Origin of the sequence: Streptomyces sp. NBC_01463, assembly GCA_036227345.1 — a bacterium.
GTDB lineage: Bacteria > Actinomycetota > Actinomycetes > Streptomycetales > Streptomycetaceae > Streptomyces.
In genome coordinates this window covers 1,494,504-1,509,675 of sequence record CP109468.1, presented here as the reverse complement: position 1 = coordinate 1,509,675, position 15,172 = coordinate 1,494,504, and the positions used below count along the sequence as shown (strand labels likewise).

Sequence of the window (15,172 nt, the reverse complement as noted above, 5' to 3'; positions counted from 1 at the left end):
TTGCATACGCGGAAGGCAGAACCGATGAGCGATTTCGAAACCAAAGTGGTCGGACCGAATGACTGGCCCGAGGTCGGCACGTTCTTCCGGCCGAAAGGTCTCGTGGAGAACTGCTGGTGCACCTACTTCCGCATGACCGCCAAGGAACGCTCCTCCTGCGGATCCGCGGCACGCGAGGAGAAGCTGCGCGACCTGGTCGAGTCCGGTGAACGGGTGGGCGTCATCGGCTCGGTCGACGGCGTGCCCGTCGGCTGGATCGGAGCCGGCCCCCGGCCGGCCTTCCCGAGGCTGCGCACGTCCCGTGCGGCGAAGCTCTTCAAGGGCGAGGACCCGGAGCGGATCTGGTCCATCGTCTGTCTCTACCTGGCCCGCGAGCACCGGCACCAGGGACTGGCCAGGGTGCTCATCGACCGGGCGGTGGAGTGGGCCCGGGACGAGAAGGCCGAACTCATCGAGGCGTACCCCGAGGACGACCGGAAGCCCGAGTTCGAACGCGGCAGCTTCCACGGCAGGGTCAGCACCTTCGAGTCCTGCGGATTCACCGTCGTCGAGCCCCGCCTGCAGCGCAGAGCGCTCGTACGGAAGGAACTGCGTTGACCGTTCACCAGATACTCGCGCTCGACCCCTTTCTGAACAACCAGGCGGCGACCACACCGGAGAACCTCACCGAAGGCCGGCTGAACGTCTGGCGCAACTCGCTCCCGGCCCAGCCCGCGCCCCTGGACATCGTCGTGGACGACGTCCCGCTGCGCAGCGCCCCGCTCGACGGCCGCGGACCGGACAACGTCGTGTGCTCCGGCCAGCGGATCGAGGTCCCGGAGCGGCGGTGGGACTGGCTCTACGTCATCGGATGCGGCGAACGCCGGGTCAGGGACGTCGTCACCTGGCACTTCTCCAACGGCACGGTGGACCGGGACCAGTTGGCGCTCTCCGACCTGTGGGAGGGCCGCTCGGACTTCGGTGAGGATCTCGCGCTGCGCACCGACGTCATCCACTACCCGCACCACGTGCAGGAACGCATCGGGATCACCCTCTGGTGCCAGCGCGTCCCGGTCACGTCGCGAAAACCGCTCGGCGCCATGTCGCTGCCCAGGAATCCGGCCGTGCACCTCTTCGCCATGACGCTCGTCGGCCGGCAGGCGGGCGTCGACTCCGCAAGTGATCCGCAGATACGGGGGAGCCGGCCGTGAACGCAGGCACTACGACCGAAGCGACAGCGCGCCCGGCCCGGTGGGACGGCGTCACCGGTACCTACCCGCAGTGGTACGAGGACCCGTTGAGCTGCCTGCACACCACGCTGGGCAGCGTCCTGATGGAACACGGGCTGGAGCCGGTCGACGTGCTCGGCGCGGCCTGCGAGTTCGCGTTCGCGCCCGGCGATGTCATGTGCGAGGAGTTCTACCGTCCCGCGCAGAGCAGCCGCGGAGTGGCGGCCGACCTCTGCCCGTACCACGACGTGGAGTCCGCCTGGACGACGGGATCGGACGCGGACGACCTGATCCGCCTGATCGAGACGCACTCCGGCGTCATCGTGGCGGTGGACAACTACCACCTGCCCTTCCGTCCCGCCTTCCACGACGTGCACGCCGCGCACCTCGTCGTGGTGCCGGGCTGGCGCCGGACGCCCGCGGGCGACGTGGAGTTCTACGTCTCCGACGCGCAACCACCCGGATTCCAGGGATGGTTGTCCGCGGAGCACTTAGTGAACAGCTGGACGTCCGGCAATCCGTCGGACACCCAGGACGTGTTCTTCTCCAGCCGGGAGATCGGCGGCCGCGTCCTGACGACGAAGGTGCGCCCGCAACCGGACGGATCCGGCACCGTCCCGACCGCGCAGGCGGTCCGGGGCAACCTCGACCGCTGGACCAACGGTACGGCCGGCCCCTCGGACCGGGTGTGGACCGGCCGGGCCGGACTGCGCCGCTTCGTGGAGCGCCTGCAGGACAGCTGCGGCGATCCGGAGGCACTCCGCAGCGCCTACACGTTCGGCTGGACGATGCAGGCGCAGGCCTTCCTGCACGGCCGGTTCGCTCAGGAACGCGCGCACCGGACACGGCAGTCCCCCCTCCTCGAAGTGGCCGCGTCCGCGGACCGGGTCGTGTCGGCGTGGTCCAACGTGCGGCTGCTCAGCGCCCACGCGGCACGGACGGACGGCATCACCGAGCTGATCCCGCGTCGCGGCGCCGAGCTGGTGCTCGCCTACGAACAACTGGCCGCCGACTGGCGGCTCGTCCTCGCGGGTGAAGGGGCGGACCCCCGATGAACAGCGGACCGACGGGCGAACTGGCCCTCACCGGAGGCGAACCGGTCCTGGGCGAGCTCGCGCCGGTGCACTGGCCGAGAACGACGGACGCGGACCGCGCGGCGGTGCTCTCCGTGCTGGACTCGAACGTCCTGGTCTCCGACCGGACGGCCCAGGAGACCGCCGTCGAACGGCTGGAGCGGTCCTGGGCGCACTACCTGGGCGTGCGGCACTGCGTCGGCGTCAGCAACGGAACCACGGCCATCGAACTGGCCCTCCTCGCACACGGGGTGGGCCCCGGCGACGAGGTCGTGGTGCCCGCCCTCACCTTCGTCGCGACGGCGATGGCCGTGGTGCACGTGGGGGCGACCCCGGTGTACGCCGACGTCGACCCGGTCACCTTCACCATGACCCCGGACAGCCTGGCCGCCGAGATCACGGAACGGACCAGGGCCGTCGTCCCGGTCCACCTGCACGGTCTCAGCGCCGACCTGGTCGCGATCGGCGACATCGCGCGCCGCCACGGCTGCGTGGTGATCGAGGACGCCGCGCAGTCCCAGGGAGCCCGCTACCTGGGCGTCCCGTCCGGCGCGTCCGGCAACACGGCCACGTTCAGCCTGCAGATGACGAAGAACCTCCCCACCTGCGGGGAAGGGGGACTCGTCGTGACCGACGACGAGCGCGTCGCCGAACGGATGCGCCAGCTGCGCCAGTTCGGGGAGACGATCCGCCCGGACCGTCCGCGCCGCTACGTGAGTCACCGGCTGGGCTTCAACGCGAAACTCAACAACGTCCAGGCGGCGTACACATCGAGCCAGCTGGAGCGGTTCGACGCCTACCGCGCGGCCCGCCGGTCCAACGTCACGGCCTTCCTGTCCCGGCTGCGCCCCCTCGACGGACTGACCTGCCCGTCGGAGCCGGACGGATACGAGCACGCGTGGCACATCCTGCGCTTCGTCGTCGACTTCGGGCGGCTGCTGCCCGGCGTGGACACCGCGACGGCACGGAACCTGCTGATGCGGGCCCTGCGCGCGGAGGGGATGCCGGTCACCAGGTACCAGATGATGCCGGTCCCCGAGCAGCCGGCGCTGCGCACCCTGTGCCGCCAGACGCCCGCCTCATGGCCCGTCACCCAGGACGTCATCGACCGCAGTTTCACCCTTCAGCAGCGGCATCTTCCGCCCGACGCGGGCCCGTTGCTCCAGAGCTTCGCCGATGCCGTCGAGAAGGTCTGGTCGCACCGGGAGATCCTGGCGAAGCTCGCGGAAGGTGCGGACCGCTGACCGGGACCGAGCACCTTCCGAGCATCGCGCAGATGGAAGTCCGCGCACGCGCCGTCCGTGAGCACATCGTCGACATGTGCACGGGCCCCGAAGGCGGACACCTGGGCGGTTCGATGTCCGCCGTCGAGATCCTGGTCGCGCTCTTCTTCCACACGATGAACATCGACTCCGACGACCCCGAGTGGAAGCAACGGGACGTCTTCGTGCTGAGCAAGGGCCATGCGGCGATGGCCCTCTACGCCACCCTCGCCGAGCGGGAGTTCATCACCCGCGAGGAGGTCTCCACCTTCTGCCGGCCTGGCAGCAGGCTCGCCACGCACGGCAACGTCACCGTCCCCGGGGTCGAGTTCGCCACCGGCTCCCTCGGACACGGGCTCGCGCTGGCCAACGGCACGTCCTGGGCGCAGCGCCAGGCCGGCCCGGCACCCGCGCACACGTTCGTGCTCCTCGGTGACGGAGAACTCCAGGAAGGGACGGTCTGGGAGGCGGCCCAGGTGAGCCGTGCCCTGGACGCGACCAACCTCGTCGCGGTGATCGACGTCAACCGCTTCCAGCAGACCGGGGCCGTGCACGAGGTGAGCGACGGCGCACCGGTGGCCGACCGCTGGGCCGGCTTCGGCTGGCACACCGTCGAGGTGGACGGCCACGACCTGGCGGCACTCTGCTCGGTCCTCGACGATGCGGTCCGTACGCAGGGGCCGACGGCGGTGGTCTGCCGCACGGTCAAGGCCAGGGGCGTGGGAGCCCTCGCGGGCCGGGCCTCCTCCCACTTCGTCCGGCTCGACACCGAGAGGAAGCGGGCGCGCGTCAGGGCCAGCATGAGCCCCGCCGCTCCAGCGGCGACCGCGACCGCGAAGGGGGAGCCCGGCCATGCCTGAGATCACGCCGGAACGGGTGAGCACCCGGGCGGTCTTCGCGGACGCCCTGCCGGAACTCGCCGTACGCCACAACGTGCTGGTCGTCGACACCGACACGGGCAGCATCAAGCCGACACCCGAGATGGACTACCTCAACGTCGGCATCGCGGAGAACGCCGCCATCGGGCTCGCCGCCGGTGCCGAGCACTGCGGACGGCGCGCCCTGGTCTGCACGTTCGCCGCCTTCTCGGTGAGCCGGGCGTTCGAGTTCATCAAGCTCGACATCGCCTATCCGCGGCGCCGGGTGTGCATCGTCGGCACCCACGGAGGCGCCAGCGGCGGCTGGCTGGGGCCGACGCACCACGCCACCGAGGACCTGGCGCTGATGAACGCCCTGCCGCACATGCGGGTGGTCGTCCCGGCCGACGCCCGCCAGGCCGTCGCGCTGCTGGAACAGTGCCTGGAGTACGACGGCCCGGCCTACCTGAGACTCGGACGCAAGGCCTCGCCGGTCTTCGCCGACCTGCCCGCACCGGAGCTCGGCATCCCCCAGGAGGTCCGCCCCGGCAGCGACATCGCCCTGGTGGCCACGGGACCGGAGATCCTGGCCACGGCCCTGGAGGTCGCACAGGGGCTCGCCGGGGCGGGCTACAGCGCCCAGGTCATCAACGTCCACACCGTCGACCCGGAATCCGCCGGAGCCGCCGGCCGGGCCGTGTCCGAGCAGTGCCGGTGGCTGGTCACGCTGGAGGAGGCGTGGACATCCGGCGGCATGGGAGCGCAGGTCGCCGCGGCGGCCGGAGCCCGCGGCATCCCGTGGCTCCCGGTCGGCGTGACCGGCTTCCTCCCGCCCGGCAGCCACACGTCCTTGCTGGAGGCGAGCGGACTCACCACCGAATCCGTTCTCCGCCAGGTGCTGAGTTTCGTCACCCACCCGAAGTGATCGAGAAAGGACCGAAGAGATGGATACGGAGTGCGTCAGCTGCACCGGCACACTGCAGATACCGGCGGACAGCTATCAGGGGGAGATAGTGAGCTGCCCCGGGTGTTCGGCCGAGCTGGAGATCCATTCGACGCAGCCGCTGCAGCTGGCGATTGCGCCCGAGCCCGAAGAGGACTGGGGTGAATGAGCCGGGGAGAGCGCCGATGCCGGTCGGGGTCCTGCTGTCGACCGTCCGCTACGAGGAGCGGCGGCTCCTGTCCGAGCTGGAGCGCCGCGATGTCACGGTGCTCCGGCTGGACGCCCGCGCCATGTCGTTCGGACCGAAGGACACCGAGGGGCTGCGGGGGATGACGGTCCTCAACCGTGAGATCTCCAGCCAGCGTGCGGCGCTCGCGGCGGAGTCGCTGGAGGCCTTCGGAGCCCGGCCGCTGAACGACGCGTCGGCGACCCGGGTCTGCGGCAACAAATGGTCCACCTACCTGCGGTTGACGCAGTGCGGTGTGCCGACCCCGGTGACCCTGCTGGCGCCGACACCGGAGACCGGCAGGGAGGCCATCGCCTCGATCGGCTACCCCGCCGTGATCAAACCCCTGAGCTCGTCCTGGGGGAACCGGGTCGGTCTGATCACCGACCAGTACGCGGCCGACGCCGTCCTGGAGACCTGCGCCGCGCTGCCGTCGGCGGTCGCGAGAACGGTGATCGTCCAGGAGGCGGTCCGGCCCGGTTCGCCGGACATCCGGGGGATCGTGGTCGACGGCGTCTGCCTGGGCCTGATCACCCGGTCGGGCGGCGACTGGCGGAACAACGTGGCCAGGGGAGCGACGGTCGAGCAGCACGCACCGGACGAGGAGCTCGGGCGGCTGTGCGTGCGGGCCGCCGCAGCCGTGGGCGCGAGGATCGCCGGTGTGGACCTGGTCGAGCGCGCGGACGGGGCACACACGGTGATCGAGGTGAACTCCCGGGTGGAATTCCAGGGATTCGAGCGGGCGACGGGTGTCGACGTCGCCGCACGCATGGTCGAGGCCTGCACAGCCGAGATGATCGAGGTGAAGGAACCGGTATGAAGCGCATCGCAGTTGTGGGCGGCAGGGGGTTCGTGGGAGGTGAGCTGCTGCGCCTGCTCGTCCACCACCCCGGGGTCGAGGTCGCCGCGGTGACCTCCGACACCCACGCCGGCCGTGCCGTGGAGAACGCGCACCCACCGCTGCGCGGGAGCGGTCTCCGGTACAGCAGGCGCGAGGACCTGGAGCCGGTCGACCTCGTGTTCCTCGCCGGTGTCCACGGCTCCACGGCGAAGATCCTCGACGGCATGGCGGCGCTCGCCCCGAAGATCGTCGACCTGACGGCCGACTTCCGGATCGAGGACGCCGCGCTCATGGAGCGCTACTACGGCTGGAGCCGTCAGGGCGAGCAGGCGAAGGCGTTCGTCCGCGGTCTGCCCGAACTGCACCGCAAACAGATCGTCGACGCGGACCGGGTCGCCGTCCCGGGCTGCATGGCCACCAGCGCGATCCTGAGCCTCGCACCGCTCGCGGCCCGGGGCCTCCTGACGGACGTGCAGGTCGACGCGCGGACCGGCAGCAGCGGCGGCGGCGCCTCGGGAGGCGACGGCAACTCCCACGCCCTGCGCAGCGGAGTGATGCGGGTGTTCGCACCCTTCGACCACCGTCACGAGGCCGAGGTGTCCGAGGCGCTCCGGGTGGACGCGTCGATGACGGTCACCGCGACCCCGCAGGTGCGCGGCGTGCAGACGCTGACGAAGGTCGCGGTCGGCGAGGTGAGCGAGCGCGAGCTGCTCACCATGTACCGCGAGGACTACGGCGCGGAGCCGTTCGTCCGCCTGGTCAACAGCCCGCGGGGGACGTACCGCTACCCGGACCCGAAGGTCCTGCTCGGCTCGAACTACTGCGATGTCGGCATCGTCGCCGACCACCGCGGCAAGGCCCTCGTGATGGGGAGCCTCGACAACCTGATGAAGGGGGCCGCGGGCGGCGCGGTGCAGTGCATGAACCTCATGCTCGGTCTGCCGGAGACGTCCGGGCTGACCTTTCCCGGTCTGCACCCGGTGTGACCATGACGAGAATCGTGGTGAAGTGGGGCGGCAGCCTCCAGGAGAACAGCGGGGCGATCGCCGACGACATCGCCTCCCTGTGGCGCGAGCACGACATCATCGTGGTGCACGGCGGCTCCCGGGACATCGACGACACCGTCAGGGAACTCGGGCTGCCGCGGCGCACCTTGAGGTCACCGGACGGCATGGTCACGCGGTACACCGACGCGCCGACCCTCACCGCTCTCATGATGGCGATGCGGGGGCGGACCCAGCCGCGGATCATCGCGGAGCTGGCGGCGCGCGGCGTCGAGGCCGTGGGGCTGTCGGGCATGGACGGGGGACTGATCCGCACCGAACGCAAGACGGCGGTCCGTGCGGTGTTCGGTGACAGCGTGCGCGTGGTGCGCGACAACTTCGCCGGCCGCGTCGTCGGTGTGGACACACGTGTCCTGGAGGCCCTGCACACCTGCGGCATGGTTCCCGTCGTGTGCCCGCCGGGCATGACGGCCGACGGGCAGGCGACCAACGTGGACGCGGACCGGATGGCCTGCGCGATCGCGGCGGCGTGGCGCGCGGACCGGCTGCTGCTCTTCACGGACACACCGGGGGTGCTCGCCGACCGCGACGATCCCGCCTCCACCATCGCCTCACTGAGCCGGGACGACGCCCGGAAGCTGGTGCCGGAACTGAGCGGCGGCATGCGGATGAAGGTCGCCGCCGCGGTGGAGGCACTGGGCGGGGGCGCACAGGCGGTTCAGGTCTGCGACGGCCGGGTCCACGCCCCCGTCGCGGCGGCTCTACGAGGGAGCGGAACCCTGATCGGGAAGGGCCGGGACACATTATGACGACTCATCATGCGAGACCCGAGGAAGGACAGCTGACCGACCACGACGCGGTCGCGCTGCTGGCCGAGGTGGTGGCGATACCGTCCGTCTCCGGCAGCGAGCAGAAGCTGGCGGAGCGGCTGCGGGACTTCGCCGCCGGGTACGGCGCGGAGAGCTACCTGGACGACGCGGGGAACGTGCACGCGCTGGTCGGGCACGGAACGCGCACGGTGATGCTGCTCAGCCACCTGGACACCGTGCCGGGCGAGGTTCCCTTCGAGCACGGCGAGAACCTCATCCGCGGCCGCGGGGCCGTCGACGCCAAGGGCCCGCTGACGGCCATGCTCGTCGCGGCGCTCACCAGCCGTCACCTCGGCATCCGGATCCACTGGGTGGGCGTGGTCGAGGAGGAGACGCTGTGGTCGCGGGGCGCGGAGCACGTCCGTACGACCGTGCCGGTCCCCGACGCCGTGATCGTGGGGGAGCCGAGCGGGGCCTCGTCGGTGACCATCGGCTACAAGGGAATGGTCGAACTCGAGGCGCGCTGCGATGTCCCGCGTACACACACCGCGACCCCCGGACCGAAGGCCAGCGAGATCCTGGTACGCGCTCTGGCCCGGCTCTTCGACACGTACGGGACGCGGGGGAACGACCATTTCAAGGACGTGGGAATGGTCGTCAGGGACGGCCGTTTCGAACCGTTCTCCAGTGTGTGTTCGCTGGTGTTCCGCACCCCGCCCGGAACAACGGCCGAGGGGCTGCGGCGCGACGTCTCCGCGGTGCTCGGCGAGGCGGTCGACGTGTCGGCCGTGTACGAGGTGCCCGCCGTCATGGTGGCGCGGAGTTCGGTGTGCGTACGGGCACTGTCCCGCGCCATCGTCCTCGAAGGGCTGCGGCCCAACCACAAACTCAAGACCGGCACGAGCGACATGAACACGTTGAGCAGGACCTGGAACGTGCCGATGGCCACGTACGGGCCGGGGGACTGCCATCAGGACCACACCGACAACGAACACATCCTGATCCAGGAGTACCTCGACGGAATGCACATCCTGCGGACCGCCCTGAGCGAACTGGACCGAACTCTCCCGGAGGCAGCCTCATGACGGATCAGCCGAGTCTTCTGGCGCTGTGGTGTGTTCCGCGCTCGCGGTCGACCGCCTTCGAGCGTGCGATGTACGAGCGCGGTGACTTCCTCGTCGTCCACGAACCGTTCTCACGGGTGTGCGACTTCGGTGAGGCGGAAGTCGCGGGCCGTACGTGCACGAGCCAGGAGCAGGTGATGGCAGCGCTGGCCGAAACGGCGGCGGACCGGCCGGTCTTCTTCAAGGACACGACCGACTTCCGCCTCGACCGGCTCGGCGCGAGCCCGGACTTCCTGCGGCGGTGCCGCCACGCCGCGATGGTCCGCAACCCCCGCGACACCGTGCGCTCGCACCTCGTCATGCAGTCCGACGCCACGTCACCGGCCATGGGGTTCGGGCACCTGTGGGACATCGTCTCCACGGTGACGTCCGCCGGGCATCCGATGCACCTCGTCGACGGCGACCGGGTGGCCGGTGACGCCGAGGCGGAGATGCGGCGCTACTGCACTGCCATGGGGATCGACTTCCTCGCCGAGGCGCTCGACTTCAAGAAGGAGCCGCCGGCGAGCTGGAAGACGACGGAACGCTGGCACGCCGGTGCCAGCGAGTCGAACGCCCTCGGCGTCGCCCCGGCCGGGAGGAAGCAGTTCCCGGAGAACCTGGAGCAGACCGCTCTCGCCTTCGAGCAGGATCAACTGCCTTACTACGAACGGATCACGGCGACCCTGGGCGGAGGCGGCGCCTAGTGCCACGCGCCGCCTTCCGGCCGGTCGGGCCGATCCCGGCAAGCGCCGAACGGTGTACGGGCCAGGACATTAGGTTGTCATGAGCGCTGAAGCCCGACGGCCCGGTCCGGACCGGGCCGACGGCCGCACGCGTCCGCCGGTCACGGCGGACCGCCGAATGGTGCTCGACCCCACAGAGCAATGCGTAAGCGCAAGGACGACAGAGGAGCGGACATGACGTTGGGCCGTAGTTTCACCAAACTGTGGTGGTCTCAGGGGCTGTCCAACCTGGCCGACGGCCTGGTGCTGGCGGCTGTGCCTCTTCTCGCCGTGACGATGACCCGGGACCCGCTGCTGGTCTCGGGCATGACGGTGGCGCAGTTCCTGCCGTGGCTGATCTTCACCCTGCCGGCCGGGGCGCTCGCCGACCGCATCGACCGGCGTCTCATCATGGTGTGGGGAAACGCGATCCGCGCCGTCGGTTTCGGTCTGCTCGTCCTGACGCTCGTGGCCGATCTGCGCAGCATCCTCATCCTGTACCTGGCCGTGTTCCTCGCGGGAACGGCCGAGACACTGGTGGACAACGCGGCGCTGACGGTGCCGCCGCGGCTGGTCAAACGCAGCGACCTGGAGCGGGCCAACGGCCGCCTGTTCGCGACCCAGTCGGCCATCAACAACTTCATCGGGCCGACGGCGGGCGCCGCCCTGTTCGCCATGTCGGCGATCATGGTCTTCTCCTCCACCGCGGGGCTCTTCGCCCTCGGCGCCCTGGCCGCGCTCACCCTGCCGCGGATGCTGCCCACCGCGAGTGACACCAGCGGTTCCAAGCACACGCCAGGAGAGGTCGTCCGCAGCATCCGGGAGGGCTGGTCCTACTTCTGGAACCACCGGCTGCTGCGACGGGTGGCGTTCATCTCCGGCTCGATCAACCTGTTCTCCTCGGCGACCGGTGGTCTGCTCGTCCTGCTGGCGACGGGTCCCCTGGGCGTCTCCGAATCCTGGTACGGCATCTTCATCGCGGTGCCGGCCGTGGGCGCCGTCATCGGTTCGCTGATCGCGGCGAGGGTCGTCCCGGTCATCGGCGGCGGCCCGGTCACCTGGCTCGCCGCGCTCGTGCCCGCCGCCAGCTTCGTCGTCCTCGGCCTCAGCGGCAGCATCATCCTGTCCGAGGTCATCATGTTCTTCGCGGCCATCGCCACGGCCCTGAACCAGATCGTGGTCAGCACGCTCCGCCAGGCCGCGGTCCCCGACGAACTGCTCGGCCGGGCCACCGCCGGATACCGCCTGATCGTGCTCGGCGCCGTGCCGGTCGGCGCGGTGCTCGGCGGCGGGCTGGGCCGCTGGCTGGGCCCGGAGTCCACCTTCGTCGTGTGCGGCATCGGACTGACCCTCGCCGCGTTCGTGTTCGCCTCACGGGTGTCGACCCGGGCCCTGCGGGAGGCCGAGCGCGATGCCGAGCCCACGACCACGACCGCCGAACAGATCTCCTGAACACCGCCCGCACGTCCGGAAAAGAGCGCACCCCGATGAGCCTGACCCTGTCCCACACGACCGTTGACTCACGTGACCCGTACGCCCAGGCCCAATGGTGGTGCGAGATGGCGGAGTTCACCCCGAAGGAGGGGGTGCGGCCGGGGTCCGACGAGTGCTACGTCGTCACCGAGCACGGGTACACGGTCCTCTTCATCCTCGTGCCCGACGGCAAGCAGGTGAAGAACCGCATGCACTTCTGCATGCGCCCCGAGGGCGATGCCCAGGACGCGGAGGTGGCACGCGCGCTCGCGCTGGGCGCGAGTGTCGTCACCGACTTCCGCTCGTCGGACGGCTGGGTGGTCATGGCCGATCCGGAGGGCAACGAGTTCTGCATCCTGGCCGGCCGGTAGAAGACCGGCGGACCCCGCGCGACGACAGGCCGAACAGCCACGACCGGCCGAACAGCCACGACAACCCGAGCAGACGAGAACAGGAGATCCCGTGACCGAGAACCGCGATGTCGTGTGCAAGGCCGCGTACGAGCAGCCGGCCGACGAACTGGAGGAGCAGGTCGCCGCCGTCATCGCCGAGGTGCTGGACGTCGACCTGGTGGGCCGGCGCGACAGCTTCTACGACTTCGGCGGCACGTCCCTGGCGGCCATCCGCATCTGCGCCCGCATCGAGCGCCGTCTCGGACTGCGTGTCGACCCGGCCTGGCTGCTCGAACACGACGAGCTGGCCGACTTCGCCGAGCAGATCCGGCTCGGTGCGGCGTGACCGGGCCGCAGCAGCTGCCGCCGCTGCGCACCGTGCACGCCGCGGTGGCCGCGTACGCCGAGCAGGCACCCCACGACCTCGCCCTGGTCCAGGGCGAGGAACGCGTCGACTACCGGACACTCACCACGGCGGCGAGGGTGGTGGCCGGCCGTCTCGCCGCCTGGGGTGTGCGGCCGGGAGACATCGTCCCGCTGCTGGTCCCGCGCGGCGTCCACCTGATAGCCCTCCAGCTCGGCGTCCTGATGAGCGGCGCGGCGTACGCCACCCTCGACCCGCGCTGGCCGGCCGGCCGTATCGCGTCCATCCTCGCCCAGCTCGACGACCCGGTCGTCGTGGGCCTGTCCGGCGGCGAGCCGCCCGGTGTCACCCGCACGCTCGACGCCGTGCCGCTGTCCGGGATCGCGGACAGCGCGGGACCCGCGCTCTTCGAACCGGTGCGGACCGCGCTGGACGATCCGGCCATGGTGTTCTTCACCTCCGGCAGCACCGGTGTCCCCAAGGGGGTGCTCATCCCTCACCGCGCGGTCACCCGGATGTTCGGCCCGGGCGGACTGGACGGATTCGGGCCGGGGCACATCACGGCTCAGGTCGCGCCCGGGGCCTGGGACATGTACGCCTTCGAGCTGTGGGGCCAGCTCACCACCGGCGGCGCCTGCGTCGTGGTCGACGAGAACCACCTGATGCCCAGCCGGTTACGCACCCTCGTCGCCGGCCAGGGCGTCGACACGGTGTGGCTGACGACCTCGCTGTTCAACCTGATCGTCGACGAGGACCTGGGCGCGTTCGAGGGACTGGGGACGCTGTACGTCGGGGGCGAGAAGCAGTCCCCGCGGCATGTGGCGCTGTTCCTGGAGCGCTTTCCCGGGCTGCCGCTCTGGAACGGGTTCGGCCCGGCCGAGAACTGCATGCTGACGACCGTGCACCGGATGGGCCCGGCCGACAGCGCGGCGCCCGCCGGCATCCCGGTGGGCGTGCCCGTACCCCACACCACGGTGCTGCTGCTGCGGGAGGACGGATCACCCGCACCCCGCGGCGAACGCGGCGAGATCGTCGCGGCCGGCCCCGGCGTGGCCCTGGGATACCTGAACAACGAGACACAGACGCGCGAGCGGTTCCCGGTCCTGGAGATAGCGGGCGAGAAGCGCCGCGTCCTGCGGACCGGCGACATCGGCATGGTCGACGACGACGGGATTCTGCACTACTACGGCCGTCGCGACCGGCAGATCAAGCTCAGCGGGAACCGGATCGAACTCGGTGACGTCGAGGCGGCCGCGTCGGCGATCCCGGAGATCCGGACCTGCGCCGCCGTCGCCCGCACCGACCCCGGCGGGACCGTCGCGCACATCCTGCTCGTCTACACCCTGGTCGACGGCGCCGGACCGGCTCCCCGGGACATACGCAAGGAACTCACCACGAGACTTCCCGCGTACGCCGTCCCCGGCAGGTTCGAGCAGGTGGACGAGCTGCCGCTGCGCGACAACGGCAAGGTCGACCTGCAGGCTCTGGAGAGGCGCACCGCCTGATGCGTGAGTACCCGCAGACCTTCGAGCAAGAGGCGCTCTGGATCGCCGACCAGTTCATGGGGGACCCCTCCCCGTTCCTGGAGACCTGGGCCCAGTACATCGTGGGGCCGCTCGACGTCCCCGCGCTGGAACGGGCCCTGGCCTCGCTGGTCGAACGGCACGCGGTGTTCCGCACCGGGTTCACGCTCGGCGAGCAGGGCGCGGTGCAGTGCGTCGACCCGGCCGGTGCGGTCCCCCTGGAACGCCTCCCGTGGCCCGGCGGCGAACTGCACGAGACCTTGCGGCGGGCCGGGCAGCGACCGCTGGACCTGACCGTGTCACCGGCCCGGCTGACCCTGTACGACCTGGCGCCGGACGAGTACGTGCTGCTGCTCCAGATCCACCATGTCGCCGTCGACGACGCCTCCCTGGTGCTGCTCGACCAGGAACTGTCGGCCCTGTACGCCGAGGAGGCCGGGGGCGGTCCGGCCGGACTTGCACCGCCGGGGCTGTCGCTCGGCGAACACGCGGTCCGGGCCCGGGCGGCCGGGATCGCGCCGGACGACCTCGCGTTCTGGGCCGCGTTCCTGGACGGGGCGCCCGTGCTCACCCACCTGCCGCCCCGGCCCCGCCCGCTCGCCGCCCGGCGTGGCTCCGCCTGTGAGTGCGTGCGCGCCACCGTCCCCGCCGCGCTGGGTGACGCCGTACGCACGGCGGCACGCGCGCTGCGCACCACACCGCACGTGCTGATGAGCACCTGCATGGCGGTGACCGCGGCCGCGGTGAACGGTGCGGACGTGGTGATCGGGAGCCCCGTGTCCCGCCGCGGCGAACCTGATCTCGACACCGTCTTCGGCTGTCTGACCGATCTCCTGCCGGTGCGGTACCTGGTCCCCGCCACCGCCACGTTCGGCGAGGTGTGCACCGCGGCGAAACGCCGGTCGTTGGACGTGCTGCGGCACCGCAACGTGCCCTACGCCCGGATCGGCGGCGGCGTCACCCGCAAGCGGGGCGTGCTCTCCGGCGAGCACCTGGGCCGCATCTGCCTCGTCCTCGACCAGTCACCGAGCCGGCTGGACCTGCCGGGGCTGCGGTGCGAGCGGGTGCACGTGGGGGGAGCGTCGGCGAAGTTCGACTGGCTCCAGTACGTCGTCGCGGACGGCAGCGGCTGGGACGTACGGGCCGACTACGCCACGGACTACTTCACCGAGGACGAGGCGGCGCTCATGCTGCGGCAGTGGCTGACCGCGCTGACGACGGCCGCCGACGACCCCGGCGTGCCGGTGCGCGAGCTGTTCGACCGGCTGGCCGCGCTGGCATGACACACACCCCGCGGTCCGGGAACTCCCCTGTCCCCGGCCCGGGTCGCACCCCCACGACTGCTCTTCGCACAGGTCGATCTGCCGCA

General features: G+C 71.0%; 16 protein-coding genes. All 16 read left to right on the top strand.

The genetic code is table 11. The annotated features are described in order from the left end of the window. The first annotated feature begins 24 nt into the window (after nucleotides 1-24). The 16 genes from OG521_06525 (at nucleotide 25) to OG521_06450 (ending at nucleotide 15,086) form a co-directional block, all read left to right on the top strand. The gene (locus OG521_06525) at nucleotides 25-597 is read left to right on the top strand and encodes a GNAT family N-acetyltransferase (GenBank protein WUW20467.1); all 573 of its coding nucleotides are present in this window, start codon (nucleotides 25-27) and stop codon (nucleotides 595-597) included. Further along, complete coding sequence (locus tag OG521_06520; protein WUW20466.1) at nucleotides 594-1,190, top strand: hypothetical protein; 597 nt, start codon at nucleotides 594-596, stop codon at nucleotides 1,188-1,190. Before OG521_06525 ends, OG521_06520 begins: the two co-directional genes overlap by 4 nt. Then, nucleotides 1,187-2,263: a BtrH N-terminal domain-containing protein gene (locus OG521_06515; protein WUW20465.1), complete on the top strand. Its 1,077-nt coding sequence runs from the start codon at nucleotides 1,187-1,189 to the stop codon at nucleotides 2,261-2,263. Before OG521_06520 ends, OG521_06515 begins: the two co-directional genes overlap by 4 nt. Further along, the gene (locus OG521_06510; GenBank protein WUW20464.1) at nucleotides 2,260-3,525 is read left to right on the top strand and encodes a DegT/DnrJ/EryC1/StrS family aminotransferase; all 1,266 of its coding nucleotides are present in this window, start codon (nucleotides 2,260-2,262) and stop codon (nucleotides 3,523-3,525) included. The genes OG521_06515 and OG521_06510 overlap by 4 nt, the downstream gene beginning before the upstream one ends. Nucleotides 3,526-3,557: 32 nt before the next feature. Continuing rightward, the gene (locus OG521_06505) at nucleotides 3,558-4,403 is read left to right on the top strand and encodes a transketolase (GenBank protein ID WUW20463.1); all 846 of its coding nucleotides are present in this window, start codon (nucleotides 3,558-3,560) and stop codon (nucleotides 4,401-4,403) included. After that, a complete protein-coding gene (locus tag OG521_06500) occupies nucleotides 4,396-5,325 on the top strand; it encodes a transketolase (protein ID WUW20462.1) in 930 nt (309 codons plus the stop codon). The genes OG521_06505 and OG521_06500 overlap by 8 nt, the downstream gene beginning before the upstream one ends. 203 nt (nucleotides 5,326-5,528) lie before the next feature. Further along, on the top strand, nucleotides 5,529-6,389 hold the full coding sequence (locus tag OG521_06495) for a RimK family alpha-L-glutamate ligase (GenBank protein WUW20461.1): 861 nt from the start codon (nucleotides 5,529-5,531) through the stop codon (nucleotides 6,387-6,389). Further along, complete coding sequence (gene argC, locus OG521_06490; protein ID WUW20460.1) at nucleotides 6,386-7,396, top strand: N-acetyl-gamma-glutamyl-phosphate reductase; 1,011 nt, start codon at nucleotides 6,386-6,388, stop codon at nucleotides 7,394-7,396. Before OG521_06495 ends, argC begins: the two co-directional genes overlap by 4 nt. 2 nt (nucleotides 7,397-7,398) lie before the next feature. Beyond that, nucleotides 7,399-8,223 carry a [LysW]-aminoadipate kinase gene (locus OG521_06485; GenBank protein ID WUW20459.1) on the top strand — a complete coding sequence of 275 codons (825 nt, stop codon included), beginning with the start codon at nucleotides 7,399-7,401 and terminating at the stop codon, nucleotides 8,221-8,223. After that, a complete protein-coding gene (locus tag OG521_06480; protein ID WUW20458.1) occupies nucleotides 8,220-9,308 on the top strand; it encodes a M20/M25/M40 family metallo-hydrolase in 1,089 nt (362 codons plus the stop codon). The genes OG521_06485 and OG521_06480 overlap by 4 nt, the downstream gene beginning before the upstream one ends. Further along, nucleotides 9,305-10,033, top strand: coding sequence for a sulfotransferase family protein (locus tag OG521_06475; protein ID WUW20457.1), 729 nt, complete (start codon nucleotides 9,305-9,307; stop codon nucleotides 10,031-10,033). Before OG521_06480 ends, OG521_06475 begins: the two co-directional genes overlap by 4 nt. Before the next feature lie 213 nt (nucleotides 10,034-10,246). Then, the gene (locus tag OG521_06470; GenBank protein ID WUW20456.1) at nucleotides 10,247-11,503 is read left to right on the top strand and encodes an MFS transporter; all 1,257 of its coding nucleotides are present in this window, start codon (nucleotides 10,247-10,249) and stop codon (nucleotides 11,501-11,503) included. A gap of 35 nt (nucleotides 11,504-11,538) precedes the next feature. After that, nucleotides 11,539-11,895, top strand: a complete 357-nt coding sequence (locus tag OG521_06465; GenBank protein ID WUW20455.1) for a VOC family protein — start codon at nucleotides 11,539-11,541, stop codon at nucleotides 11,893-11,895. Between the two features lie 91 nt (nucleotides 11,896-11,986). Beyond that, complete coding sequence (locus tag OG521_06460) at nucleotides 11,987-12,262, top strand: phosphopantetheine-binding protein (protein ID WUW20454.1); 276 nt, start codon at nucleotides 11,987-11,989, stop codon at nucleotides 12,260-12,262. Then, nucleotides 12,259-13,785 (top strand): AMP-binding protein, encoded by a 1,527-nt coding sequence (locus OG521_06455; GenBank protein ID WUW20453.1) that lies wholly within the window; start codon nucleotides 12,259-12,261, stop codon nucleotides 13,783-13,785. The genes OG521_06460 and OG521_06455 overlap by 4 nt, the downstream gene beginning before the upstream one ends. Continuing rightward, a complete protein-coding gene (locus tag OG521_06450) occupies nucleotides 13,785-15,086 on the top strand; it encodes a condensation domain-containing protein (GenBank protein WUW20452.1) in 1,302 nt (433 codons plus the stop codon). The genes OG521_06455 and OG521_06450 overlap by 1 nt, the downstream gene beginning before the upstream one ends. Nucleotides 15,087-15,172 lie beyond the last annotated feature (86 nt).